The sequence below is a fragment of the Halobacillus sp. B29 genome (assembly GCF_052246755.1).
Taxonomy (GTDB): Bacteria; Bacillota; Bacilli; order Bacillales; family Halobacillaceae; genus Halobacillus; species Halobacillus halophilus.
The window spans coordinates 222,964-248,330 of sequence record NZ_JBQQCM010000005.1; the positions used below are offsets into that span (position 1 = coordinate 222,964).

A 25,367-nucleotide genomic window follows, 5' to 3' on the forward strand; every position below is an offset into this window, starting at 1 on the left:
ACTCCTTTTATATAATTTTAGTAACACACGTTTTCAAGAACCCTCTCATGAACACCTACTTAATTGGCATCCTCACTGCTCCGTCGAGACGGATCACCTCCCCGTTCAACATGACGTTATCCAATATAGCAAGTACCAGCTGGCTGAATTCTGCGGGCTTACCGAGTCGTTTAGGAAAAGGCGTCATATTTCCTAACGAATCTCGCGCATACTCTGGAACCTGACTGAACATAGGTGTATCAAACAATCCTGGAGCAATCGTCATTACTCGTATTCCGTGCTGGCCAAGCTCTCTTGATATGGGGAGAGTCATCCCGATCACCCCGCTCTTTGAAGCACTGTAGGCGGACTGTCCAATCTGCCCGTCATACGCTGCAATAGATGCGGTATTCACAATGACACCGCACTCACCTTTTTCATTTGGCAGGTTGTGCTGCATCTGCTCAGCAGTCAGTCGAATCATATTAAATGTGCCTATTAGATTTACTTCTATCACCTTCGAAAAGGATTCTAATTGATGAACTCCCTGCTTTCCAATCACCTTTTCTCCAGCTGCAATTCCAGCACAATTGACAAGAACGTTCACTTTACCAAAAGTGCGACATACCTGATCAATGAGCTCTTTCGCTTGCTCCGAAGAAGTCACATCTGTTTTTTTAAAAAGAGCCGCCTCTCCTAACGATTGAGCAAGCTTACTTCCTCTTTCTGTATCCTGATCTGCAATAACAGCACGCCCGCCGTTCTCTACTATACTTCGGACCACTGCTTCCCCTAAACCGGAGGCTCCGCCCGTGACAATCGCTACGCTCTCTTTACCGTTCATTCCTGCTTGTCCAGTCGTTCAATAATGGTACCATTGGCCATTCCCAATCCTTCACATATCGCAACCAAACCATATCGCCCCCCGATACGCTCCAATTCATGAAGTAAACTAGTCATAAGTTTAGCTCCTGTAGCTCCTAAGGGATGACCTAGAGCGATAGCTCCTCCATTTACATTTAACCGGTCATGTTCCACCTTTGTTTCCTTCATCCAGAATAAAGGTACGGACGCAAAAGCTTCATTAACTTCAAACAGATCGATGTCATCGATGCTAAGTCCGGATTTTTGTAATACTTTATGTGTAGCAGGAACTGGTCCCGTCAACATTAGGGTTGGATCGGAGCCAACTACGGAGCGGGCAACAATTCTAAATCTAGGCTGCACACCTAACTCTTCCGCTTTTTCACGCGACATTAATAAAAGGGCAGCTGCTCCATCACTAATCTGACTTGAATTTCCAGCTGTAATAAGTCCATCCTTTTTAAAAGCAGGCTTCAGTTGAGAAAGAGAAGCTGTCGACGTGCCCGGCCTCGGTCCCTGATCCACATTCACCTTTACGGACTGTCCCTGCTCATTCGCCCCCATTACCGTCATTGTTTCTCTTTCGAAATATCCTTCTTTAATCGCATTTAGGGCCCTTTCGTGACTGGAAGCAGCATAAGCATCCAGTTCCTCCTTTGATATTTCCCACTTTTCTGCAATGCGTTCAGCGGATAGACCCTGGTTGATCATGTCATACTTCTCAGTAAGCTGTTCACTATACTTGCTCCCTTGCATATTGGAAAACATCGGTACACGCGACATGCTTTCTACTCCTCCGGCAATAACTACGTCCATATCCCCACAGGCAATCGCCTGGGAAGCAAAATGAACGGCCTGCTGACTCGACCCGCATTGACGGTCTACGGTTACTCCGGGTACCTCTAGTGGAAAACCTGCCATTAGCGCTGAAATCCTGGCTACGTCCCCCGCCTGCTCACCTACTTGTGATACACAGCCTGCAATGACGTCTTCTACTTCCTTAGGATCCACTTGACTCCGTTCGATTAGTTCCTGTAGCACTAACGCAAAGAGTTCATCGGGCCTTTGCCCACTTAATAAACCATTTCTCTTTCCAACCGGGGTACGAACCGCTTCAACGATAACTACTTCCTTCATATTCCCTGCCTCCTAAACGAGCCCCATTTTTTTCGCAATGATTGATTTCATGACTTCATTCGTGCCTGCATAAATAGCTGTGACTGGTGCGTCACGGAACCTTCTGGCTATCTCATACTCTTCCATATATCCGTAGCCTCCGTGCAATTGCATACATTCAAGCGCCACTTTTTTCACAAGTTCAGTTGTCCACCATTTGGCCATGGAAACCTGTTTTTCCACATTTTCTTCCTGTATATGAGCTTCTATCGTTCGGTCGAGAAAAGTACGGCCTATTTCAACTTCCGTCTGCAGTTCAGCCAGTTTGAACTGAGTATTTTGAAAAGAAGCGATCGACCGTCCGAACGCCTGGCGTTCTTTTACATATTGGATCGTCAGTTCTAGCATTCGCTCACAGGAAGCAATGGCTCCAATTCCTACGATCAGCCGTTCCTGCTGAAGCTGATTCATCAAATAATAGAACCCCTCTCCTTCTTTCCCTATCAGATTGGCAGCCGGTACTTTAGCGTCTTCGAAAATAAGTTCAGACGTATCCTGGCTGTGAAGTCCCACTTTTTCGAGCTGTTTTCCCCTTGTAAAGCCCGGTGTGTCTTTCTCTACTACGATCAGACTGATCCCTTTATGAGCTGGAGAGGCTTTAGGATCCGTCTTGCACACCACGAGGACTAAATCGGCATAGGTACCATTGGTGATAAACGTCTTTTCCCCATTTAATGTATAGTGGTCGTCTGTCTTCTGAGCTGTTGTCTTTACCGCTGCCAGGTCTGAACCAGCCCCTGGCTCAGTCATAGCAATAGCGGTCACACATTCCCCTGTCGTACATTTCGAAAGCCAACTTTTCTTTTGGTCCTCGGTCCCGTAAGCGGATAAATAGGGAACGACGATGTCGTTGTGCAGGCCAATGCCAATCAATCCTGTCCCCACTCTTTCCATCTCTTCATTAATAATTACGGAGTAACCAAAGTCAGCATGGAATCCGCCATACTCCTGATCTAGCCAAGGACATAGATAACCTTGTTCCCCGAGTTTTTTCCAAAAGGAACGTGGAATGGCTTTTTGTTTTTCCCACTCCTTAAAGTATGGATAAGCTTCTTTCTCCAGAAATTGGCGTAGTGACCTTCGCAAAATATCATGCTCTTCTTTTATGTAACCTGCTTTCATCATAGCCTCCTAATTTAATCGTTCCTAAAGGGAAATCATTTTCTAATAGAATGATTCTCTCTGCTCCTGTTTAATTCCTCCATGATTAGGAAAACGGTTACAAAAAGACGTTTAATTGAATAATATGACATGTTTTTACACCATGTTTAGGCTAAACAGACGTTAAAGTCCTCCAATATAAACCCTTACAGGTAAGCAATTTGCCTCCGCAGCGCATAAAAAAGCTTGCAGGAAAACCAACTGGTTTTCCTGCAAGCAGAATTTATGATCTCTATGAATTCAATATTTTTTCGATGGCCTGAGCTACTCCATCTTCAGCATTTGTTCCTGTGACGAACGCCGCTTCTTGCTTCACTTCATCCTGAGCGTTGCCCATCGCGACTCCTACACCTGATTCACGGATCATCGCTATGTCATTCATGCTGTCCCCTACCGCCATCACGTTTTCCATCCGCAGATCAAGCCATTCACAAACTTTTAGCAAAGCCGCGGCTTTCGTGACACCTGTTGGGTTTACTTCGATATTCGTAGGACTGGAGTTTGTAACCTCAAGGTCCTGATTGCCATTCAGTTCCTGAAGAATAGCTTCTCTAATCTCATCATCTTCTATATCGAAACCGAACTTAAGCCAGTTATACTCTTCAATTTCTTTATCAAAAGGTTCCTGGGAGTTAAAAATTCCTTGTTCCGTAGAAGACCAGAAATATAATCCATGTTCTTCTTTCAGCTCCCACAAACGACTGACATGGTGAGGCTCCAGTAAGGTCTGGTCAACCAATTCAAAGTCCTGATTATAAATCTCACCACCGTTGATCGTTACAATATAAGAAGAACGACCAAGCTGCTCCGCTATATCGCGGCATCGCGACAGTGATCTTCCTGTACTTAATAGGACATGAATTCCCTGATCCTTTGCTTTTTGGACGGCTTTAATATTCGCGTCTGATACAGTTCCCTCCGGATTTACAAGGGTCCCATCTACGTCTAGTGCAATTAATTTAATATCTGTCATTGTATTCACGTCCTCTCTTCTACTTTCTCTATTCTAATACAAGGACAGACTTTCATACAACGAAACGACTAAACCGTATCGGCTGGTTGTTTCAATTGATTAACAAAAGTTCAATTTTTACGCTCCTATTTGCTTACCAGCCTATTTTTTCAAGGGGTACAAATGTAGGAATCAAGGAGTCATTGTAAACTTCACGAATGTGCTGCGCTACGTCTTCTTCCTGATATAGATCGACAATGGTTTGATACACTTCTTTATCCGTTTCATCTGCGCGGGCTGCAATGATATTTATATAAGGCTGTGCCGTGTCATCTTCAATAAAGATGGCATCATCTACTGGAACAAACCCGGCTTCAACGGCTACTCCATTATTAATGATTGATGCGGCAACGTCTGGCAGTACGCGGGGGGTCTGGGCCGCTACGATCGGTTCAAATTTTAAATTCTTAGGATTTTCCTGAATCTTGTCCAGGTTCCCATTTCCATCAAAATCGTCAGGCAGACCAATCACTCCAGCTTTTTCAAGGAGTAATAAAGCCCGTCCCATATTGGTTGCCTCTTTTGGTATAGCAATGGTGCTTCCTTCTGGAATATTTTTTACATCCTCATATTTTTCAGAGTAGATTCCCATTGGAGCGATTAACGTTGTACCAATTGGCGCCAGGTCCAGATCATGTTCTTTTATAAAAGAGTCAAAATAAGAGACCGTTTGAAACGCGTTTAAATCAATGTCTCCATCCGCGAGTGCCATGTTAGGACGTACATAATCTGAAAACTCAACTAACTCAATTTCAATATTCTCCTTGGCTGCTTTTTCTTTTATTTTCTCCCAGATCGGCACGCCAGAACCATTTAGGCCGACTTTTACGACCTTTTTCTCATCCGATCCTTCGCTTGATTCTGCTCCGCTGCTTTCACTGGAACATCCTGCTAATACGGTTCCAATGGCAGCTACTAAACTTAATAAAATGAATAATTTTTTCATGATGAGACCTCCTATTGTCTGCGGATTTTTTTAGATACAAAGTTTCCTATTGTTTGCGTGATTTGCACAATGACGACGAGAAGAAGCACGGTCGCAATCATGATATCCGTCTCAAATCGCTGATAGCCATACGAAATCGCTAAGTCACCAAGACCACCGCCGCCTACGAATCCGGCCATCGCCGAAGCTCCTACAAGACCAATCGTCGCAATGGTCAGATTCAGTACAATGGAACTTAACGCTTCCGGTATATATACGCGCGCGATAATTTGCCAGGGGGTGGCTCCCATAGCCTCCGCTGCTTCGATAACACCTGACTTCACCTCGAGCAGACTGCTCTCTACCAGCCGCGCGATATAGGGCGCCGAGAAAATAACGAGCGGTACTACCGCTGCAGCCGTGCCAATGGATGAGCCCACAATAAATCTTGTCACGGGCAGAATGGCTACCAGTAAGATGATAAATGGGATCGACCTGAAGAAGTTAACTACTGAACTGAGCGCATTGAATATAGGTTTGTTTTCAAGCAGTCCGCCATCTTTAGTAACCACTAACGCAATCCCAAGGGGAAGACCAATTAATGTGGCTGCAAGCAGAGAAATTCCGACCATTAAGAGGGTCTGATTGGTGGCTTCCAGAATTCTCGGCCAAAAATCCATTAAGTTAACCTGCATGTGCTTTCACCTCCTGAACTGTTACGGAACGCTGGATGGAGTCGATTGCTCTCACAATTTCTTTATCTTCTCCTTGCATCTCCACCACTAAATGTCCAAACGGAATGCCCTGAAGCTCTGTAATCTGCCCAAAAAGTACATTCACTTCCACTTCATATGACTTCGATACGTGGGAAAGTACTGGCTGCCCCGCACTTTCATCTACAAAGGTGACACGGTAAATATGCCGGCTTGCGCCCCGCTTTTCTATCCCCTCCAGGATGGATGCTGGAATTTCATTTTCCATAACCGTTCTTACAAAGTTCTTTGTAGTGGGATGTTCCGGCTGGGAAAACAAATCAAATATGGATCCTTGCTCGATGACACGACCATGTTCCATAACTGCGATCCGGTCGCAAACTTCACGGACAACATTCATTTCATGTGTGATCATAAGAATCGTGATGTTATATTCATCCCGCACTCTGCTCAAAAGTTTAAGAATGGACTTGGTAGTCTCAGGATCAAGAGCAGATGTCGCTTCATCACATAGCAATATGTCCGGAGAGGTGGCTAAAGCCCGTGCAATTCCGACCCTCTGTTTCTGTCCACCGGATAACTGGTCTGGATACTGCCTTGCTTTATCTGACAAACCTACAAATTCCAAAATTTCTTCTACACGTGCGTCAATATCTTTTTTAGGTACCCCTGATATTGCCAATGGAAAAGCGACATTGTGGCGTACCGTTTTAGACTCCAGCAGATTAAAGTGCTGAAAGATCATGCCGATTCGCTTCCGGACTTTTCGTAACTCGGGTTTAGACAGTTGGGTCAAATCTTCCCCATCCACGAGAAGCCTGCCTTCCGAAGGATATTCCAGTAAATTAACTAAACGAACAAGCGTACTTTTTCCTGCCCCGCTATAACCAATAACTCCGAAGATTTCTCCTTTATTCACGGCTAAATCCACTTGATCTACAGCTCTTAATTCATTTCCATTGTGTTCATAGATTTTTGATACTCCTTCAAACTCAATCATGAACGTCCCCCCTTTGTTTTTCTTTTCTTCCAATTAGCTGTCTTTCTTATGTACGACAAAGCGTGAAACTTTCGTTATGGCACATAAAAGAGCCCCTCTTCTTAAAAGATAAGAAGAGGGGCTCTATCATACGTGATTTATGAGAACCGTCTCTTCTCATCTTTCACGTGCATAAAGCACCTGCTGGAGTTGGCACAGTTTCTGATGACGCATCAGTCCCGCTGCCGAGGTTTCGTAGGGCCAGTCCCTCCACCTCTCTAGATAAGAAGATTTTTATTTGTTTTTAAATTGGATGGTGATTATCTTATTATAGCTCATCAGCTTTGTCAATTTTATCTGTGAAACTTTTCGTTTTTTCTCTTACCTGACTAAAAGCCGGTCCCCATGTCTATTACAGTAAAACCCAATTTTTACGATTATCTTCATACCTTAACGGGTATGCTGAAATAGAGAGCTTATAAAGGAGGTTTAAACATGTTTCATTACACAGTAGAAACAGAAAAAGGAATTGAAGAAGCAGTAGAAAGTTTAGAAGCCAGCCTTAAAGAAGCCCAATTCGGAGTTTTATGGAATTTTGATATTAAAGATAAACTCAATGAAAAAGGATTAGAATTCGAGAAAGAATTCAAAGTATTGGAAGTATGTAACCCTAAGGAAGCTCAGCGTATTCTTAATGAAAATACACTAGCTGGTTATTTCCTGCCATGTAAAATGGTTGTTTATTCTGACGGGGGCTCTACAAAAATTGGTATGCCTAAACCAACTGCCCTCATTCAATTGGTGGAAGATGAACAAATTCAGAGACTCGCAGAAGATATTGAACAACGATTAATCCATTGCGTGGATCAAAGCGTATAACGCATATGAGGAGGGATAATCTTTGAATTATCCTTCCTTTTTTTTATTTAGATCTGTTAAATCTGGTTGTTAATTTTCATAAGAGGCTTATTAAAGGATAGGGCCGGTTACTTGAAGACCCAGTTTCGAGATATTGGTTTGTAGTTAAGGTCCGTACCTTGTGTTATATAGCTCTCTGATTACTTGAGTATGAACTTTCTCAAATGGAAGATCAACCTATGATCAGCGCTAAACTTTTATCATGTCATGTGGTGAATCACCCCCGTTATAGAAGGATTTACGGCTGTTTCAGGATGCCTTCCTTCTTTTTTTGAAGGGTCCGTTTTCATAATAATATTGGGATGGTGGGGAAATGAGGAGACTCCCGCGGGAGAAGGAGCCAGGCGAGACCCCACAAGGAGTGAAACGACCGAGGAGGCTTGTCAGTTCCCCCGCAGGAAAGCGACTTATTTCCCAACCAGCCTTCCTCTTTTTAACGTAACAGCCTCATTTATCTTGAAAATGAGTCTTAAACAAACAGAAGCTTCTCTTTTAAAAAATCTCCTAGTTCTTGATCGGTGGAAGATTTAAAACCTTCTTTCCTTTGACTGAACAATGAAATTCTCCCTGACTCGTAATCGCACCATAAAATATATTTTCAATAGAAGTTATCCCGCAAGCTCTCCATTGGTTCTCCAACCATTCCTCGTTTTTACCCAGGTGATTCAAAATATCCTTTTGCAATTTTCCGTCCAGAATAAGTGGAATGTCATAACCCCCACCCCTATATGGAAGATGGAAATCCTCCCTCGTGATGTTTTCTTTTTCTGACTTTAACTTTATAGACATTGACCCGTTCGCTTCAATCAATGCTAATTCGACATCATTAATATGGTACACATCCTTTTCCCGAAGCATTTGTACGATATTATCGATAGAATAGTTAATGCTTTTAATGTTTTTTTCGACGATTTCTCCATTGAAAACCACCACCGTTGGTTCAAATGTTAAGAGCTTTCCCAACTTGCGATTTCTTAGTTTACTCCATACAATCAATTTCTGCAGTAAAGCAATTGCAATCATAGCCACTACGGTATGGATATGATTAATATTCGGATCAGCAATATCTGCCCCGACAACTGAACCGAGTACAAGAACCACCAGAAAATCAAAGACAGGCAGTTCACCTATTGACCGCTTCCCCATAAACAACCCTATGGCGAGTAGGAATGGAAGGATTGTTACAATTCTGCCTATAACCTTAAGTAAATCCCACAATAAATCCAATTGATTCACCACCTATACGTAGGTTTGCTTCCCACAGAATGTTTTATCCAATATTCTTTTATCCACCTGTTGACATTATACCTTATGGGGTATATTATTAATCATGTACTGTTCAACACAGCAAACAAAATCTTCATTAAGGGAGGGGAATCAATATGGAGTACAACGAAGCCATGAAAAACAGAGTAAAGCGTCTGGAAGGACAACTAAGAGGCGTTCTCAAAATGATGGAAGAAAATAAAGATTGCAAAGACGTCATCACTCAACTGTCTGCTTCTAGAAGTGCAATTGATCGCACTATCGGTTTAGTCGTCAGCTCCAACCTTGTGGAGTGCATTCAGGAATCAAGTGATAACCAGAACACAGAAGATTCCATCAACGAAGCTGTGCAGCTTCTAGTTAAAAGCCGATAATTTTTTAATAAATTTTATACCCATACACGTATATGTATAAATAAATTCTAGGAGGATAAAGATGTCTGAAACAAAATCAACCAATATCATCTTGTTCAGCGGAGATTATGATAAAGCGATGGCCGCTTATATTATTGCTAACGGGGCAGCCGCTTACGATCACAATGTAACCATTTTCCACACATTCTGGGGGTTAAACGCTCTGCGAAAAGATGAACAAGTATCTGTTAAGAAAAACTTCATGGAAAAAATGTTTGGAAAAATGATGCCTAGAGGTGCCGATAAAATGGGCATATCTAAAATGAACTATGCTGGCTTCGGCCCGAAAATGATTAAAGATGTAATGAAAAAACACAATGCTATGCCGTTGCCTGACTTGATTGAAATGGCGCAGGAACAAGATGTTAACCTTGTCGCTTGCACTATGACCATGGATCTTTTAGGGCTTCAAAAAGAAGAACTGCTTGATGAAATTGAATATGCGGGCGTTGCTGCTTATATTGGCGATGCTGAAGACGGTAACGTAAACCTGTTCATTTAATAGGAGGTCAACTTTTATGAAAACAATAACTGCGCAAGAACTGGAAGCGAAATTGAACAAAAATGAATCACTTAATCTAATTGACGTTCGTGAGGATGAAGAAGTAGCTGCCGGAAAGATTCCTGGTGCTGCACATATCCCTCTCGGCTCATTAGAAGCTCGTATAGACGAATTGGATCAATCCAAGGGCTATGTAATGATTTGCCGTTCCGGGGGCCGCAGCGGGCGTGCTGCACAGTTCCTTGAGCAAAATGGCTTCGATGTAACTAATATGGACGGCGGTATGCTGGATTGGAACGGACCTACTGAATAATTTTTTTAAATGATATACCCTTTGGGGTTATAGGAGGATGAAATGATGGATATTAAAGCAGATCATTTGTTAGATGCTAAAGGACTTGCGTGCCCGATGCCTATTGTAAAAACAAAAAAAATGATAAAGGACTTAAATTCTGGTGACGTAGTCGAAGTTCAGGCAACCGATAAAGGTTCTAAGGCGGATCTCCAGGCCTGGGCCAAGAGTGCTGGTCATCAATATTTAGGAACCATTGAAGAGGAAGGCACCTTAAAACACTACATTCGTAAAGCTAGTGATGAATCAGAAGAGAAATTGCACCCGGACACCGTAAATAATGAGGAGCTTTCTCAAAACCTGAAAAATGATAACGTACTCCTTCTCGATGTACGTGAGTCAGCGGAGTTTGCATTCGAGCATATTCCAGAGGCCGTATCTATTCCACTTGGTGAATTAGATGAGCGAATCAATGAAATTGACCAGACGAAAGATGTTTATGTCGTATGCCGCACAGGAAGTCGTAGTGACATGGCTTGTCAAAAGCTTACGGAAAAAGGTCTTGAGCGTGTATACAATGTTGTACCGGGTATGAGCGAGTGGTCCGGTGAAACGACATCACTGCGTTCATAAAATTTTTTAAACTTAAATATACCTTAGGGGGTAATTAATAATGGCAATAAAAGAAATCTCAGTTAAGGATTTAGCTGAAAAAGCACTTCAAAAAGAAGAACTGTTTTTACTTGATGTCCGTACAGAAGACGCTTTTCAGGACTGGAAGATCGAAAGTGAGAATTTCACTTATTTGAATATCCCTTACTTTGATCTGCTTGATGGCGTGGAAGAAATTGAAGATCAGCTTCCAAAAGATCAGGATATTGTAGTGGCCTGTGCCAAAGGCGGGTCTTCCCAGATGGTCACAGAAATGCTGGATGACGCCGGATTTACAAATGTGTATTCCTTGGAAGGCGGTATGAAAGCGTGGAGTGAACACTTAATGCCTGTTAAGGTAAGTGATCTTACGGACGGTGGCGAGCTCTACCAATTTGTACGTATCGGTAAAGGATGCTTATCTTACATGGTTGTATCGAACGGAGAAGCAGCTATTATCGATTCCACCCGTAAAACCGATGTATATGTGAATTTTGCTGAACAAATGGGTGTGACTATTAAACATGTATTTGATACCCACTTACACGCTGACCATATTTCTGGAGGCAGAACCATTGCTCAGCAAACAGGTGCAGCTTACTGGCTACCTCCAAAGGATGCAGAAGAAGTAACCTTTGATTATCAGCCATTAAAAGATGGAGAAAAGGTGACCATTGGAAACACAACCATCGACATCCACGCGCTGTATTCACCAGGGCACACCATTGGTTCCACTTCTTTTGTGGTAGATGATCAATACTTGATGACCGGAGATATTCTGTTCATCGATAGTATCGGCCGCCCTGACCTGGCAGGAAAAGCAGATGATTGGGTCATGGATCTTAGAGAAACGTTGTATGAACGCTATAAAGATCTTTCAGATGAACTAATCGTGCTTCCTGCGCACTTTATGATTATGGATGAGTTAAACGAAGATGGAACAGTAGCCGAGAAGCTGGGTGTTCTCTTTGAGAAGAACCACGGTCTGAATATCGAAGACAAAGATGAGTTTAGAAAAATGGTAACCGAGAATCTTCCGCCACAGCCGAATGCTTATCAGGAAATCCGTGAAACCAACATGGGTAAAATTGATCCGGAAGAAGAAGAACAGCGAGAAATGGAAATTGGTCCAAATCGCTGTGCCGTCCGCTAGTTAATTCTAAGGTAAACAAACAAAGATTTTAAAACAACATTATTTATTGGAGGTTATTCCCTATGAACGTAACAAAAGTATTAGATGCCAAAGGTTTAGCATGCCCTATGCCAATTGTGAAAACAAAGAAAGCCATGAAAGAAGTTGAGAGCGGCGAAACGCTTGAAATTCACGCAACCGATCAAGGGGCGAAAAGTGACTTAACAGCCTGGGCTAAATCCAGCGGCCACGAACTTCTTCAACATGATGAAGAAGACGGTGTATTTAAGTTCTGGATACAAAAAGGGTAAGGAATTTTTCAAAAGGGGGAACCGTATATGGTTCCCTTTTTTTAAGGAGGTCGACCAAAAATGGAATTTGGATTAATTATTACTATCTTTCTTATCGGATTTGCAGGCTCTTATGTATCAGGAATGCTCGGCATTGGCGGATCGATTATTAAATACCCGATGCTGCTTTATATCCCTCCACTCGTAGGATTTACAGCTTTCACTTCCCATGAAGTATCCGGAATCAGTGCGGTTCAGGTTTTCTTTGCTACGATTGGAGGCGTATGGGCCTATCGTAAAGGTGGATACTTGAACAAGTCCCTCATTCTTTATATGGGAGTAAGTATCCTAATTGGAAGCTTTATAGGCGGGTATGGATCCAGATTCATGCCGGAAAGCGGAATAAATCTTGTTTACGGTGTGCTCGCGCTAATAGCTACAATTATGATGTTCATACCTAAAAAGGGCTTGGACGACCAGGTGCTTGAAGAAGTAGACTTTAACCGAACACTTGCATCCTCTCTAGCTTTAATCGTTGGTGTAGGTGCAGGTATCGTAGGGGCTGCCGGCGCTTTTCTGCTCGTCCCTATTATGCTTGTAGTATTAAAAATACCAACCAGGATGACAATTGCTTCTTCCCTCGCCATCACTTTGATCTCATCCATTGGGGCTACGATAGGTAAAGTTACGACCGGCCAAGTTGAGTACTTCCCAGCCGCCGTTATGGTCGTAGCCAGTTTACTAGCAGCTCCCCTCGGAGCCATGGCAGGGAAAAAAATCAATACAAGAGTATTACAAACCATTCTTGCAGTGTTGATTTTAGGCACTACGATAAAAGTATGGATGGATTTCTTTTAAGAAATTCAAACAGCTGACCAAAAAAGGTCAGCTGTTTTTTTATTAACTTAATTTCAAAGTATTATTGATGATTACTCTTAAGAGACTTATTCAACTAAAGGGCCGTTTAGTTGAAGACTCAGTTTCGAGATATTGGTTTGCAGTGAAGGTCCTGCGGGGGACGAATCGCTTTCCGTGGGCATGTGGTAAGCTTCCTCAGGCTTCGCCTTCAGGGATCTTACCGATCATGTTCATCCCGCTCTTACAACTTTATTAATACTTAGCTTACATTAGGACATAAACGACAAGGAGAGCTATCCAGCTCCAGCACCTAGCGTCTAGTGAGACTTCCCTCACTTCTGTACGATAAGGCAACATCGAATCGCTCCGCTCTTCGTGTTTTCTTTATCTCCGCCAGCTCAGTCTAGTTTCGGTGCCTAGCCTCTCGAGGTCTTAAGTCCAACCATGACAGGAGGAAGAGCACTTCCTTTCATGGTTGTTCTTAAGCTTGTCGAGGCTGGTCAAGGCACCTCCACATTTGAACGTCCAGTCCATACGACGCTGACCAAGGTGCTTCCGCTTTTAACCTAGGAGTCTCACCGTCCCCCTCCGGACCTTGCTGAAATGAGAGGCTCGAATCATTGGCAAAAATCACTTGGATAGGAAATATAAAAATCATGCCATGAGTTCCTGTTTTCTCTAAGTTTTGTTAGAAAAGACCTGATACCACTGGATTTAGAAAGTATTAAGTCCAACACCTGCCCTTCTAAAGAAGGGTCCGTTCACAACATTATAGTTGGGTTGGTGGGGAAATGATGAGACTCCCGTGGGAGAAGGATATAGGCGAGACCCCGCAAGGAGTGAAACGACTGAGGAGGCTCACCAGTTCCCCCACAGGAAAGCGAATTATTTCCCCACCAACCCTTATCCTCATTTTAATAACGGACCAATTTATCTCGAAACTGAGTCTTCAAGTAATGGGAGCTTATGTGTGACAAACAACTGGGAGTCTAATGATAAAGAATTAAAAAGCTGCCGATCTGGGTGGGATCGGCAGCTTTTTGTTACTCTTCTTTATTGTTTTTATTCAAGGCGGGGTCTGTATTGACCATCTCAGTTTCATCAAGATAACGCAACAGATCTCCGTAAATAACGGAATCGGAGACACTCAGCTCTTCTTGTGCAGTTTGAAAGCCTTCCTCACAAGCCTGGCCTTCAACTTGTTCTCCTGTTTCTCTATCATAACATACGCCTTGAATACCTACATATTCTTCATTGGCGAAATCCCCATCACGGGTAATCATCATTTCTCTGCGATCCTCATTTAGCAAGTCCTGTCCGAATTGAACAGGGTTCTCATCTTCAATTCCAAGCAGATTAGTAAGAGTAGGACGCAAGTCAATCTGTCCTCCTACTGTATGGTTGGTTTCGGAAGGAATATCCTTACCGTAAATTAACATTGGTACACGCTGTAATTGGAATTGTTCGTAATCATTAATCTCTTTCCCAAGGTATTCTCCCATGGCTTTCTGGTGATTTTCGGAGATTCCAAAGTGGTCACCATAGATTAAGAGAATCGTATCATCGTAGAGTTCTGATTGCTTAAATTCTTCTACAAACTGTTCCAGTGCTTCGTCCTGGTAGCGGATGGTCTGGAAATAACGATTCAGTGTAGTACTGGAAGTTTCCCCTTGCTCAATAGTTGCTAACTCTTCAGGTAAGGTGAAAGGATAATGGTGAGTGAGCGTAATCATCTTGGAGTAGAACGGCTCTTCCATCTCTTTCATCTTTTCCAGGGAATCCTCAAAGAAATATTCATCCAAGTAGCCCCATCCATGAGATTTCTCTGGGGTTACATCATAATCTTCTTTCGAAAAGAACTCGTTGTATCCTAGTGAATCATACATGACGTTTCGGTTCCAGAACGTCTTATCATTCGCGTGCATCACGTTTGTGAAGTATCCATTTTCACTTAACAGCTCAGGCATAGCCTCATATTCATTACCTGAGTGCGTGAAGAATACAGCACCACGGTTTAACGGATACATCGAATTTGCTAAAAGGAACTCTGAATCAGAAGTACGTCCCTGCTTCACTTGATGATAGAAGTTATCAAAATACATACCTTCTTCTTTTAACTCGTTGAAATAAGGAGTAACTTCTTCTCCGTGCAACGTGTTGTCCACGACGAAGGTTTGTGTACTTTCAAGCGAGATCGCAATGACGTTTTTACCTTCTGCTACCCCTTCAAGACGATCGCTGTCTTCAGTCTTCTGTTCATTCAAGTAGTTAATGACTGGCACAAGTTCGTTACTGTCAGCCAGCGTTTTCTTCATTTCCGTCTTACCTTGCAGCACGGCATCATAGACATGGTAGTTTAAAAGGCCAATATATTTCACCAGCATTGTGCGGTCAAATGTACGCTCAAGAAGGTCTGTACGCTCTTCTTCAGCCCACTGTAAGTTAATCACAAACAATGGAATCGCAATAATCGCAAGCAAAAATCCTTCACGCCTTTTCGGTGTGAATTGGCTTAAGCGTGCAGGCTTCAAATAAAACAAGAAGAATGCAGCGATTAAAACATCAACGAACAAAAAGATATCTGATGCTTCTAGGATCGTTTGAATACTACCTCCCATTCCTGCCAGGTTCGCTACCTGATTTAACATAGGAATGGTGATAAAGTCGTTATATTCCCTATAAAAAAGAATGTTCACGTATAACAGTAAAGATCCAAGAATATAGGAAACTAACATCCCCCGGCGCCCCGCAAGCAGCACTCCAATACCAAAGATTAGAAAAATACTGCTTAGAGGATTGAATGCAAGAATATTAGCTTCATTGGGGTTTTCTACATTTAAAGAGAAAATATTGCTTTGAATATATGACATCTTCAGCCAGAACAAACCTATGACAAGAGCATAGACAGTTAATTTCAACAATGTGTTTTTGTTTAAATATTTTTTTAGTGTAAACATTGTAAAACCTCCGTTAAATTTACATTAACCTATTTTACCTTATTTGAACCGAATTTTGTACCATAAATTGATAGTTTAAATTAGCTGAAATAATTGTAACCTTATCTATAAAGCTTTGTAATATAAAAATGCATCTGTAGACCTATGCTTGTTTTTACCAATTTTTAAGTATAACCAATTTTACATTCCCAATATATTATTTACTTAAACTTAAGAATTCGACGCTTAATTTATGTCCAAACCTTCCTATTTGACTTCCATAGATATACAAATTACGTTTGAACTGAAGTGAATTATTTTAGGAGGTTATGTACATGAGTAAAGTTGAACAATTCATCAATTCCTTGTCTCCTCACCGTGGAGCATTAAATGATTTAATCGAAATGATCGATGAAAAAAACTACGCATTTAAACCTACTCCTACATCTATGGAGACAGAGAAACTGGTTAACCATACGCTGAAAACTACTTATACCTTTGCCCGGCTTGCGGCCAAGCAGTCACCTGAAGACCTTTTTCCGGAAGGTGATGACACTCCCTTAGCGGAGCGCGCCAGAGTTTACACGGACGAAACGTATGCATCGATTAAACTGTTAGAAGATGAAGATCTGGATGAACTTATCGATGTTAAGAAGATGTTCGGATCAGAAATTCCTGCAGGTAAATTGCTAGAAATGGCTAAAGATCATGAGATCCATCATAAGGGTCAGCTCTTTGTATATGTAAGAGAGATGGGACACACGGATTTACCGAGTTTCGTTAAAAAATAACCATCATTAATTTTCCCGTGTTGAATCAAAAACCTATAAGAACTTAAAAAAATAAAACAGTAAGAAAGGACAGGAAATCACTCTTCCTGTCTTTTCTTTTAATTTAAGGCTCTATTAAATCGCAGTGTTGATCTTACAGAAAAGCTCCCGTTTGTGTAAGACTCAGTTTCGAGATAATTCGGGTCCGTTACTCTATGTGGAGGAGGGCTGGTGGGGAAATAACTCGCTTTCCTATGGGGGAACGGTGAGCTTCCTCGCTCGTTTCACTCCCTGCAGGATCTCACCTAGTCCCTTCTCCCATGGGAGTCTCATCATTTCCCCATCAACCCAACATGATTAAGAAAAACGTACCTTCCTAGAAGAGAAAGGTTCTCCTCCTTAATCTGTATGAAATGCTTTTATGACAGGCTATTGTGCATCGTTACATCCTAAAATAGGTACGAAACCACATGGTCTCATCCCTCATCACTCAGGTGATGTTTGAAGTGGTTTTGAAATTCTGTTTTGGCAAGGTCCGGAGGGGGACGATGAAGACTCCTAAGTTAAAAGCGGAAGCACCTTGGTCAGCGTCGTATGGACTGGACTGAGCTGGCGGAGATAAAGAAAACACGAAGAGCGGAGCGATTAGATGTTGCCTTATCGTACAGAAGTGAGGGAAGTCTCACTAGACGCTAGGTGCTGGAGCTGGATAGCTCTCCTTGTCGTTTATGTCCTGATGTAAGCTAAGTATTAATAAAATTGTAAGAGCGGGATGAACATGATCGGTGAGACCCCGCAGAGCTTGCTCGAGGAGGCTCAGCACAAGGGATGTTCGACTAAGGCCGCCACGTCCTGTGGCAACGTCGAACGACCCTGCGTCGTGCAGGGCCGCGGAAAGCGAAATCGTCCCCCGTAGGACCTTCACGGCAAACCAATATCTCGAAACTGAGTCTTCAACTAAACGGCCCTATAGTTTAATAAACCTTTTCTGAAAAAAATCAACAACTGCTTGTAACATAGATCCATTCACGCTTAATGAGAAGAAAGGGACTTCTTCTGCTTGTTCTCATATTCTTTTCGATAAATATTTTTCAAATGAATACGGTGTACTAAACGAATAGTTGGACGGATGAGCATTTGTAGACTTCCAAGTACAAATAAACTCACCCCCCATGTTTTAGCAGCTTCAAAATAAAAACAAACACTTCCGATCAGGAACCAGAGTCCCAGTAAAAAATCATTAACCGTATAGAGTACTTCATAGCTTTTTTTGAAGAATAGATCGTGTTTCCCCATTTTTACATCCACGTATTGATCCTTACTGTGCTTTTGCACATCAGCTTTTTCATTCGTTAGATTACTCATCCCAACCCTCCTTACGTGAACTTCTATTACCTTCATACCCGATGAATCGACAAACAAAATCATTTTTTTCAGCTGCATGGAATGGAGAAACCTTCTAATTAGAGGTACAATAAATCTAAATGAATTTTTACGGAGGTGACTTTTCCTTGGGCTTATTTCTAAGAGTGTTAAGTTTGTCTATCTTATTTCTAACAGCTGGATGCGGGCTTTTAGATAATGATGAAGAAATGAAGACGGTTACTAAGCAGCCAACGTCCACGGTTGATCCTCAGGATAAGAGTTCAATTGATTTTTCTAAAGAGATCAGTATCACGGCTATTGGAGATGTACTGATTCATGACCGTGTCTACGAAGCGGCTGAAACTTCTGAAGGATATAACTTCTTGCCTATGATGGAACAGACTGAATCTTACCTTGAGTCATCCACGATCACGATTGCTAACCAGGAAACAATGATTGGGGGTAAAGAATTAGGGCTTTCCGGATACCCTGCTTTTAACTCCCCTGTAGAAATAGGTAATAATCTAAAAGAACTTGGAGTAGATGTGGTAACCCTTGCTAATAACCACACGTTGGATAAAGGAACAAGAGGAATTAATAATGCGATCGAGCACTGGGAAAAAATCGATATGAAATACACGGGAGCTTACCAAAGTAAAGAGGCCAGCGAAGAAATCCTTGTACACGACACGAAAGAAGGAATCAAGGTAGCTATATTAAGTTACACCTACGGGACAAACGGTGTAAAAGCGCCCGATGGGAAAAGCTATGTGGTAAATCGAATTGAGCTTGATAAAATGGCCCAGGACATTGAGAAAGCGAAAGAACAGTCGGATGCCGTCCTTTTAAGTCTTCATTTCGGTGATCAGTATGAACCCTATCCTAATCAATTCCAAAAAGATGTTGTCCAGTTCGCCGCAGATCGCGGAGTAACGGCTGTGATCGGCCACCATCCTCATGTACTTCAGCCATTAGAGTGGATAGAAGGCAAGGACGGACATAAAATGCTGACCGCTTATTCCCTGGGAAATTTTTTCTCAGGCCAGGAATCATTTGAGAAACGAGTCGGAGGCATTCTCACCTTTAATTTAAAAATGGACAACAGTAACAATGTGGAGGTAGTCAAACCAAGGTTTAAAGTGACATACGTTACGTCCGCACGGGAACATGGATATGAAGTGATCCCCATGGATGATTTCCCAAGCTTAAAAGAAGAGTATGAGGCCAAGAAAAAACACCTCGCCCAATGGATGCCTGAATTGGAATTTATGGAATGAAAGAAGCGGAAAGCTCCCGGCTTTCCGCTTCTTTCTATTTCAATCTTCCTCTGTCTGCAGCTCTACAATAATACTGCTCAAAACGAGCGTGAGGATAATGGATGCGATTGTAAAGGCGAATGAAAAGGTCATATTATTCCTCCTTTCTTACCACGTCTGGAATCGCCCGGATCCTGGTGGGGCGTGCTGGATAATCTCAGCTAACGGGATCGTATAAGCAAGCGCAATTAATAGAAATGCAATGCCGATCCATATTTTCCAATTTTCCAAGAAGCGCGGTGTCATACTAGAATCGCTTTCTGCAATTGGAAACGCCTCGTAGGTTTGTTCATCTGCTTTTGGAGCAAGCCACCATAGTTGGATTACAATGAAAACGAGTAAAGCAGCTGACAGAAACAAGATGGAACCACCGACAGCCATCGTCACGTGATTGGTTAATATGCCATCAAACCAGGCTAGTGCATCATCGTGAGCATATCCGGTGTAAGCTGTACGTCTTGGTGCCCCAAGTAGTCCCAGCAAATGCTGAGCTGTACTCATAAGCAGCATACCAATGGACCAGGTAGCAATTTGCAGGAAGGCTAACTTCTGCAGGGACTTCGTAAACCGCCGGCCCGTTAAGTTAGGAATAAGCCAGAATGTTAAACCAAAAAATGTCATTGCGACCGGGGTTCCTACGGTTATGTGAAAGTGTCCCACTACCCAAAGCGTATTGTGAATAACTTCATTCATTTGAAAACTCGCATTGATGATACCTCCGGCGCCACCCGGGATAAAAAAGGCCATAGCTATGAAGATGGATGTAAAGCGAACATCTCTCCACGGAAGCTTGCGAATCCACCCAAAAAGACCTCTGCCACCAAGCTCCCTGCCTCTAATTTCAAACGTAGCAAACATGGAGAAGGCTGTGATTAAAGATGGGATAATAACCATAAACGTCAAAACCGTCTGCAAAAATTTCCAGAAGCTGGAGATTCCAGGTTCCGTTAACTGATGGTGAAACCCGACCGGAATAGAGAATAATATAAAAAGTACAAAGGATAACCGGGCCAGAGAATCACTGAATACTCTTCCTCCAATAATCTTCGGAACGATGACATACCATGCCATATAAGCCGGAAGCAGCCAGAAGTATACGAGTGGATGACCGAAATACCAGAATAAGGAACGACTTAACTCGACATTAATCCCGCTCGTCCAGCCAAAAGCCCAAGGAATGAATTGGAACAGAACGGTGGCTACAACTCCAAGGCAGGCAATCACCCAGAGGATAATTGTTGCAATCGCCATGAAAGCAAATAGCGGACTGAGTTCCCCTTTATGATTCCTTCTCCAGACGGCATAATGCCCGACCAGACTAAACCCCTGAATCCATGTACCAATTACGAACAAGGCAAGACCAACGTAAAACAACCCATGAGCCTGAAGGGGGGCGTAAAAGGTGTAAAGTACGGACGCCTGACCGGCTACAACCATCACAACTACTAAAATGGTCCCTAAGGCCGTCACCACGAACCCAATCCAGTTCCACAATCTCACTTTAGGACCAAATGCTCCGAGGGTTCGGCTCATGCCTGCCTGGAAAAAAGCAAAAATAAAGAAAGTTGTAAATACAATAGCTAGTAATAGGCCGTGAGCGGTGAGAATCTGATAGTAATCCAGCCATGCTGGCAAATTAAGAGCATCATTTCGGATAAACACTTGCAGGAGCCCGCACAACGTTCCAATAAGAAAGGCTGAGTAAGCAAATCCTAAATTGAATAACGCTACTTTTCGATCTTTGACTGCAATCTCTCCGGGATTCATTGTTCCACCACCTCAATTTCTGTACTCATAAAATGGTGGCCTGAGCCACAATACTCGTTACAAATAACCAGATAAGATCCCGGTTCTTTGAATGTATGTTTTCGATGATTAATCTGACCTGGAACGGCCATCATATTAACGTTCGTACCGACAATAGAGAAACTGTGAACAACATCTTCACTCGTTAACGTAAACATAACTTCTTCCCCTGCAGGTACTTGCAGCTTGCTTGGTTCATAACCAAATGTAAGTGCGATCATAGCGACTTCATAAGTTCCATCCTCTTTTTTATGAAGTCCAGGCTGATCAAACGGAGCCGTTTCACGCACTTTTTCCGGATCAATGGTCATATGCCCGCTGGAAGGTGCATGTCCCTGTGCAAAAGCACTTACTCCTACTACGGATAGAAAAATGACAAGTGCAATAACTCCAAATCCCACCCATATTTTTTCATATTTGTGTAAATGCATCCTTTCTCCCCCCTACATACGAACGATATATAACAAATAAATACAAACCCACATCACGACAATGACGGCTCCAACGGCCATTACACTGATTAAAGTCCCTTTCAAGTTTGGTTGAGATGGGCCATTTTTTTTCATGGGCCAGGCCTCCTTTATGTATTTGATCTATTTCTATTGTATTAGCGGAGAGGGTCATAATAGAATCGGGGAATCCCCCCATTTGTGATGGTGAAATCCCCCAATTCAAAAAAAAAGAAACCTTTTCATCAGGTTTCCAGTGGTATATATAATTCAATTCTCGTACCCTTATTCAGTTCGGAAGTTATTTCAAGTTCTCCTCCTGCCGCGCGTGCCCTTTCCTCCATGCTGAAAAGCCCTACTCCTTTTTGTGCACGGTTATTCATAAAGCCTTTGCCTTGATCAGTAATAGAAGCGAAAACCCCACCCTCTGCTTCTTCCAACACGATAGAGGCTTCATCTACAAAGGCATATTTTCTTATATTGGTCAGTGCTTCCTGAATGATGCGGTAAATCGTTGTTTCGATTTGAGGCGATAAACGACAGGAAACGGAGGAGGTAAATTGTACCTTCAATCCATACGAATGGTTAAGACGATTTAAGAAGGAACGAACAGCCGGCATCAACCCCAGTTCATCCAATGCAGATGGCCGGAGCTCCCACGACATGTCCCGCACGCTTTGAATTAAATTTCGTATTTCATCTGTCATCTGGTCTAAAAGGGAATGCTCCACTTCCTGCTGGATACGATGCATGCTAATAAGCAGGCTATACAGTTCTTGGCCAATTCCATCATGAAGCTCTCTGGATACCTGCTTTCTTTCTTCTTCCTGCACGTGGATCAGACGCGTCATTATGTGCTGCAGCTCCTGCTGAACCCTTTTCCTCTCCGTAATCTCATTACGGATGGCCAGATATTGGTATGGTTTTCCTTTATCATTTAAAAAAGGAACAATGGTCGTATCCACCCAATAGAAGCTTCCATCTTTGGCCTTATTTTTAATTTCTCCCTTCCACACATACCCGGTACCAATCGTACGCCACAGATCTTTAAAAAACTCTTTAGAATGATGCCCTGAATTCAGAAGTCTATGATCGTTGCCAATCAGTTCTTCCACTCCATATTTAGATATCTCACAAAATTTTTTATTTACATAACGAATTCTTCCACGTTGATCGGTAACAGCAACAATCGAAGACTCGTCAAGCGCATATTTAATATCCACGAGTTCTTTCAACGGTTCGTAGGATTCACTATCAAGCAGACTTCTCTCATTCAGGTTATGAATGGTCATAAAATAATTGGCTCTAGTTCCATCCATCCACTCATGAACGACTAAAAAGACAGGAAACGGATTTCCAATCATAGGCTTTGCGTAATACTGCAGCAATACTCCCTTTTCACAGTGAATAAGCTCTTCTACAGAAAAATGAAGAAACAGATCTTCCACACTTATCTCAGTCGAAGAAATCTGGAAAAGAAGTTTCGCTTTTTCATTGAAACCTTGTACCATCCCGTTTTCTCGTAACACGAGAAATCCTTCCTCCTTAGAGGAGATTAGAGCGGGAGGAAAGGGACTGTGTTTGGTCATGATAAACCTCCTTGCTTCAAATAATTACTTAGGCGAGCGGCATAAGGACGCCATTGCTGTTCTAACGGTAAGTCATGCTCATTTCGATAGCCTATCAGCAGCACAGCATCAAATAAATGCCCTGTTTGAAGAGGGATAGCAGCAAAAGATTGTAGCTTCTCTGCTAACACTATGGGGTATTTCGACAAAACTAAAGGAAGATCCTTCCTCGAACGGCAGAGAAAAGTTCTTCCTGTCTGCATGACGGTGCCCGCCACACCCGAACCATAGGAAATAACCATACGTTTATATTTATCATTCAAAGGATGACTCACATACTTCCACTGTATTTGCTTTGAATGATAATCAAACTTTGCGATAGCGATGACGCAGGCATCGACTTCCTCTTTCAGTTCGTTGCATATTTCTTCTAATGGAGTGCCCACTTTTTCCCTCTCTCCTTTGCTACAATGAATAACCCAGCAGACCTTTCTTCCAGGCATATTCCACTAATTCTGGACGCGTTTTCAGCTGCAGTTTCTCCATCACCCTTGCCTTGTGAGCTTCGACTGTTTTCACAGAGATCACAAGTTGAGCCGCAATGTCTTTATTCGCAAACCCTTTAGCGACCAAAGCCAGTACTTCTCTCTCTCGATCACTTAGCAATCGGTAAGAGTCAGTCGTAGTGCCGTTTTTCAGCTTGCTCATATAATCCTCCATCAATCGTTTCGTTGCAGATGGATACAAATAGGCATCTCCCCCGGCTACTTGCCTGATGGCTTTTACTAATTCCTCATGCGGTGCATTTTTTAAAATACACCCGGATGCGCCTAATTCAATGGCACGAAACAAGTATTCTTCATCATCATGCATCGTCAGAATCAGAATCTGGGTCTCAGGAAATTGTTTTTTTATTTCGGAAGTAGCTGATAATCCGTCCTTTCCATGGGGCATAGAAAGATCCATCAAAACCACACTCGGATTCTTCTCCTCTACTTGCTGGTAAGCTTCGTTTCCTTCTGAAGCTTCTCCAATTACACCAAAATCATCGACAGCGTCTAACAGCATCATAAGCCCTGAGCGTACGACGGCGTGATCGTCAACAATGACAATCGAAATCATGTTATCTACTCCTCTTTATTCAGGCTTTAAACCAACGCCATTCCACCACGTCTTTATTGCGTTGCCACTGCATTTCCATCGTGGTATCTTTCTTTAAGACTTCAAGTAAATCCTCTTGTTCAGGCGGGAATTCATCCAAAAAAGAATGATAGCGGAAAACAATCCCTTTCCGGTCGACTTCAATGAATACTTCGTCAGTATCGGCGTACTCCACAATCATTCGTATGGTAAGCTGAAGCGCCCGAAACGCCAGAACATCCTTTGTAGAAAATACCTCCGTGAGTTTATAGGAGGTGGGAAATTCAACCCTTATCCCATAGCGTCTTTCCACTTCTTTTATATATCGTTTAAAGGCCACCGCCAGTCCATATTCATGAAAAGATAAAGGGTAAATTTCATTCGAGCGGCTTCTCATTTCTTCAATTAAATGTGAAAGGAGGACTTGAGCTTCTTTACAAGAATCTTGTGCCGAATCAATACGGTGTAACGCGCTCGTTAACAACTGAGCATAGCGCTCATGTAAATCATAGGACATTTCATAAAGCAGCGATTCGTACATGTGAGAGACTACATATAATGGGGAACGAGTGGTATCATTCATCACTTTAACTCTCCCTTCTTTATTCTTCATACCCTCTATATTACACGCTACTTTATCATGTTCCTATTAGGGCATTCCCTTATTTTAATGCTCTAAAAATTTCCGTGTTGATTTTAAAGTAAAGCTCCCATTACTTGAAGACTCAGTTTCGAGACTTTTGAGAGAATTAGGTCCTGCGGGGGACGATTTCGCTTTCCGTGGGCATGTGGTAAGCTTCCTCGGGCTTCACAGCCCTGCGGGATCTTACCGATCATGTTCATCCCACAGGAGTCTACATCGTCCCCCTCCGGACCTGGCCGAATC

27 protein-coding genes, 1 pseudogene and 1 riboswitch are annotated in these 25,367 nt (G+C 42.5%); of the genes and pseudogenes, 10 read left to right on the forward strand and 18 right to left on the reverse strand.

What is annotated here, in order from left to right:
- Nucleotides 1–55: 55 nt before the first annotated feature.
- The 7 genes from ACTWP7_RS08905 to ACTWP7_RS08935 all read right to left on the reverse strand — a co-directional run bounded on the left by ACTWP7_RS08905 (nucleotide 56) and on the right by ACTWP7_RS08935 (nucleotide 6,830).
- Nucleotides 56–823: a 3-hydroxyacyl-CoA dehydrogenase gene (locus tag ACTWP7_RS08905; RefSeq protein ID WP_443122889.1), complete on the reverse strand. Its 768-nt coding sequence runs from the start codon at nucleotides 821–823 to the stop codon at nucleotides 56–58.
- Nucleotides 820–1,980, reverse strand: a complete 1,161-nt coding sequence (locus tag ACTWP7_RS08910; RefSeq protein WP_443122890.1) for a thiolase family protein — start codon at nucleotides 1,978–1,980, stop codon at nucleotides 820–822. The genes ACTWP7_RS08905 and ACTWP7_RS08910 overlap by 4 nt, the downstream gene beginning before the upstream one ends.
- A gap of 12 nt (nucleotides 1,981–1,992) precedes the next feature.
- Nucleotides 1,993–3,141, reverse strand: a complete 1,149-nt coding sequence (locus ACTWP7_RS08915; RefSeq protein ID WP_443122891.1) for an acyl-CoA dehydrogenase family protein — start codon at nucleotides 3,139–3,141, stop codon at nucleotides 1,993–1,995.
- 271 nt (nucleotides 3,142–3,412) lie between these two features.
- Complete coding sequence (locus ACTWP7_RS08920) at nucleotides 3,413–4,153, reverse strand: Cof-type HAD-IIB family hydrolase (protein ID WP_014645160.1); 741 nt, start codon at nucleotides 4,151–4,153, stop codon at nucleotides 3,413–3,415.
- 133 nt (nucleotides 4,154–4,286) lie between these two features.
- The gene (locus ACTWP7_RS08925) at nucleotides 4,287–5,138 is read right to left on the reverse strand and encodes a MetQ/NlpA family ABC transporter substrate-binding protein (RefSeq protein ID WP_443122892.1); all 852 of its coding nucleotides are present in this window, start codon (nucleotides 5,136–5,138) and stop codon (nucleotides 4,287–4,289) included.
- Between the two features lie 11 nt (nucleotides 5,139–5,149).
- Entirely contained in the window at nucleotides 5,150–5,812 is a 663-nt protein-coding gene (locus ACTWP7_RS08930) for a methionine ABC transporter permease (RefSeq protein ID WP_014645162.1), read from the reverse strand.
- Nucleotides 5,802–6,830, reverse strand: a complete 1,029-nt coding sequence (locus ACTWP7_RS08935) for a methionine ABC transporter ATP-binding protein (RefSeq protein ID WP_443122893.1) — start codon at nucleotides 6,828–6,830, stop codon at nucleotides 5,802–5,804. Before ACTWP7_RS08935 ends, ACTWP7_RS08930 begins: the two co-directional genes overlap by 11 nt.
- 153 nt (nucleotides 6,831–6,983) lie before the next feature.
- A riboswitch (SAM riboswitch) is annotated at nucleotides 6,984–7,098 on the reverse strand.
- Nucleotides 7,099–7,304: 206 nt separating this feature from the next.
- On the opposite strand from ACTWP7_RS08935, the gene ACTWP7_RS08940 reads away from it, so the two are divergent.
- Nucleotides 7,305–7,688 carry a DUF302 domain-containing protein gene (locus ACTWP7_RS08940; RefSeq protein ID WP_443122894.1) on the forward strand — a complete coding sequence of 128 codons (384 nt, stop codon included), beginning with the start codon at nucleotides 7,305–7,307 and terminating at the stop codon, nucleotides 7,686–7,688.
- 543 nt (nucleotides 7,689–8,231) lie between these two features.
- On the opposite strand, the gene ACTWP7_RS08945 is transcribed toward ACTWP7_RS08940, so the two are convergent.
- Complete coding sequence (locus tag ACTWP7_RS08945) at nucleotides 8,232–8,954, reverse strand: DUF421 domain-containing protein (protein WP_443122895.1); 723 nt, start codon at nucleotides 8,952–8,954, stop codon at nucleotides 8,232–8,234.
- A gap of 155 nt (nucleotides 8,955–9,109) precedes the next feature.
- On the opposite strand from ACTWP7_RS08945, the gene ACTWP7_RS08950 reads away from it, so the two are divergent.
- The 7 genes from ACTWP7_RS08950 to ACTWP7_RS08980 all read left to right on the forward strand — a co-directional run bounded on the left by ACTWP7_RS08950 (nucleotide 9,110) and on the right by ACTWP7_RS08980 (nucleotide 13,131).
- Nucleotides 9,110–9,367, forward strand: a complete 258-nt coding sequence (locus ACTWP7_RS08950; protein WP_014645166.1) for a metal-sensitive transcriptional regulator — start codon at nucleotides 9,110–9,112, stop codon at nucleotides 9,365–9,367.
- Nucleotides 9,368–9,428: 61 nt separating this feature from the next.
- Nucleotides 9,429–9,908: a DsrE/DsrF/DrsH-like family protein gene (locus tag ACTWP7_RS08955; RefSeq protein ID WP_224895381.1), complete on the forward strand. Its 480-nt coding sequence runs from the start codon at nucleotides 9,429–9,431 to the stop codon at nucleotides 9,906–9,908.
- Between the two features lie 16 nt (nucleotides 9,909–9,924).
- The gene (locus ACTWP7_RS08960) at nucleotides 9,925–10,221 is read left to right on the forward strand and encodes a rhodanese-like domain-containing protein (RefSeq protein WP_443122896.1); all 297 of its coding nucleotides are present in this window, start codon (nucleotides 9,925–9,927) and stop codon (nucleotides 10,219–10,221) included.
- A gap of 42 nt (nucleotides 10,222–10,263) precedes the next feature.
- On the forward strand, nucleotides 10,264–10,833 hold the full coding sequence (locus ACTWP7_RS08965; protein WP_443122897.1) for a sulfurtransferase TusA family protein: 570 nt from the start codon (nucleotides 10,264–10,266) through the stop codon (nucleotides 10,831–10,833).
- Between the two features lie 40 nt (nucleotides 10,834–10,873).
- The gene (locus ACTWP7_RS08970) at nucleotides 10,874–12,004 is read left to right on the forward strand and encodes an MBL fold metallo-hydrolase (protein ID WP_443122898.1); all 1,131 of its coding nucleotides are present in this window, start codon (nucleotides 10,874–10,876) and stop codon (nucleotides 12,002–12,004) included.
- Between the two features lie 62 nt (nucleotides 12,005–12,066).
- Nucleotides 12,067–12,294: a sulfurtransferase TusA family protein gene (locus tag ACTWP7_RS08975; RefSeq protein WP_014645171.1), complete on the forward strand. Its 228-nt coding sequence runs from the start codon at nucleotides 12,067–12,069 to the stop codon at nucleotides 12,292–12,294.
- 60 nt (nucleotides 12,295–12,354) lie between these two features.
- Nucleotides 12,355–13,131, forward strand: a complete 777-nt coding sequence (locus ACTWP7_RS08980; RefSeq protein WP_443122899.1) for a sulfite exporter TauE/SafE family protein — start codon at nucleotides 12,355–12,357, stop codon at nucleotides 13,129–13,131.
- A gap of 1,043 nt (nucleotides 13,132–14,174) precedes the next feature.
- Here ACTWP7_RS08980 and ACTWP7_RS08985 read toward each other — a convergent pair.
- The gene (locus ACTWP7_RS08985; RefSeq protein WP_443122900.1) at nucleotides 14,175–16,088 is read right to left on the reverse strand and encodes an LTA synthase family protein; all 1,914 of its coding nucleotides are present in this window, start codon (nucleotides 16,086–16,088) and stop codon (nucleotides 14,175–14,177) included.
- 314 nt (nucleotides 16,089–16,402) lie between these two features.
- On the opposite strand from ACTWP7_RS08985, the gene ACTWP7_RS08990 reads away from it, so the two are divergent.
- Nucleotides 16,403–16,858, forward strand: coding sequence for a DinB family protein (locus tag ACTWP7_RS08990; RefSeq protein WP_443122901.1), 456 nt, complete (start codon nucleotides 16,403–16,405; stop codon nucleotides 16,856–16,858).
- A gap of 1,011 nt (nucleotides 16,859–17,869) precedes the next feature.
- Here the strand turns inward: ACTWP7_RS08990 and ACTWP7_RS08995 are convergent.
- Nucleotides 17,870–18,202: a YrhK family protein gene (locus tag ACTWP7_RS08995; RefSeq protein ID WP_443122902.1), complete on the reverse strand. Its 333-nt coding sequence runs from the start codon at nucleotides 18,200–18,202 to the stop codon at nucleotides 17,870–17,872.
- 164 nt (nucleotides 18,203–18,366) lie between these two features.
- On the opposite strand from ACTWP7_RS08995, the gene ACTWP7_RS09000 reads away from it, so the two are divergent.
- Nucleotides 18,367–19,479: a CapA family protein gene (locus ACTWP7_RS09000; RefSeq protein WP_443122913.1), complete on the forward strand. Its 1,113-nt coding sequence runs from the start codon at nucleotides 18,367–18,369 to the stop codon at nucleotides 19,477–19,479.
- A gap of 147 nt (nucleotides 19,480–19,626) precedes the next feature.
- Here ACTWP7_RS09000 and ACTWP7_RS09005 read toward each other — a convergent pair whose 3' ends face one another.
- The 8 genes and pseudogenes from ACTWP7_RS09005 to ACTWP7_RS09040 form a co-directional block, all read right to left on the reverse strand.
- Nucleotides 19,627–21,285 carry a b(o/a)3-type cytochrome-c oxidase subunit 1 gene (locus ACTWP7_RS09005; RefSeq protein WP_443122903.1) on the reverse strand — a complete coding sequence of 553 codons (1,659 nt, stop codon included), beginning with the start codon at nucleotides 21,283–21,285 and terminating at the stop codon, nucleotides 19,627–19,629.
- Nucleotides 21,282–21,755 carry a cytochrome c oxidase subunit II gene (locus ACTWP7_RS09010; protein WP_443122904.1) on the reverse strand — a complete coding sequence of 158 codons (474 nt, stop codon included), beginning with the start codon at nucleotides 21,753–21,755 and terminating at the stop codon, nucleotides 21,282–21,284. Before ACTWP7_RS09010 ends, ACTWP7_RS09005 begins: the two co-directional genes overlap by 4 nt.
- A gap of 12 nt (nucleotides 21,756–21,767) precedes the next feature.
- Nucleotides 21,768–21,890, reverse strand: a complete 123-nt coding sequence (locus ACTWP7_RS09015; RefSeq protein WP_014645180.1) for a hypothetical protein — start codon at nucleotides 21,888–21,890, stop codon at nucleotides 21,768–21,770.
- A 128-nt stretch (nucleotides 21,891–22,018) separates the two neighbouring features.
- On the reverse strand, nucleotides 22,019–23,362 hold the full coding sequence (locus ACTWP7_RS09020; RefSeq protein ID WP_443122905.1) for a PAS domain-containing sensor histidine kinase: 1,344 nt from the start codon (nucleotides 23,360–23,362) through the stop codon (nucleotides 22,019–22,021).
- Nucleotides 23,359–23,787: a GAF domain-containing protein gene (locus tag ACTWP7_RS09025; RefSeq protein ID WP_224895366.1), complete on the reverse strand. Its 429-nt coding sequence runs from the start codon at nucleotides 23,785–23,787 to the stop codon at nucleotides 23,359–23,361. The genes ACTWP7_RS09020 and ACTWP7_RS09025 overlap by 4 nt, the downstream gene beginning before the upstream one ends.
- Before the next feature lie 19 nt (nucleotides 23,788–23,806).
- A complete protein-coding gene (locus ACTWP7_RS09030; RefSeq protein WP_443122906.1) occupies nucleotides 23,807–24,463 on the reverse strand; it encodes a response regulator in 657 nt (218 codons plus the stop codon).
- Between the two features lie 19 nt (nucleotides 24,464–24,482).
- A complete protein-coding gene (locus ACTWP7_RS09035; RefSeq protein WP_443122907.1) occupies nucleotides 24,483–25,064 on the reverse strand; it encodes a hypothetical protein in 582 nt (193 codons plus the stop codon).
- A 113-nt stretch (nucleotides 25,065–25,177) separates the two neighbouring features.
- Nucleotides 25,178–25,367 (reverse strand): annotated as a pseudogene (locus ACTWP7_RS09040) (hypothetical protein); the annotation flags it as partial.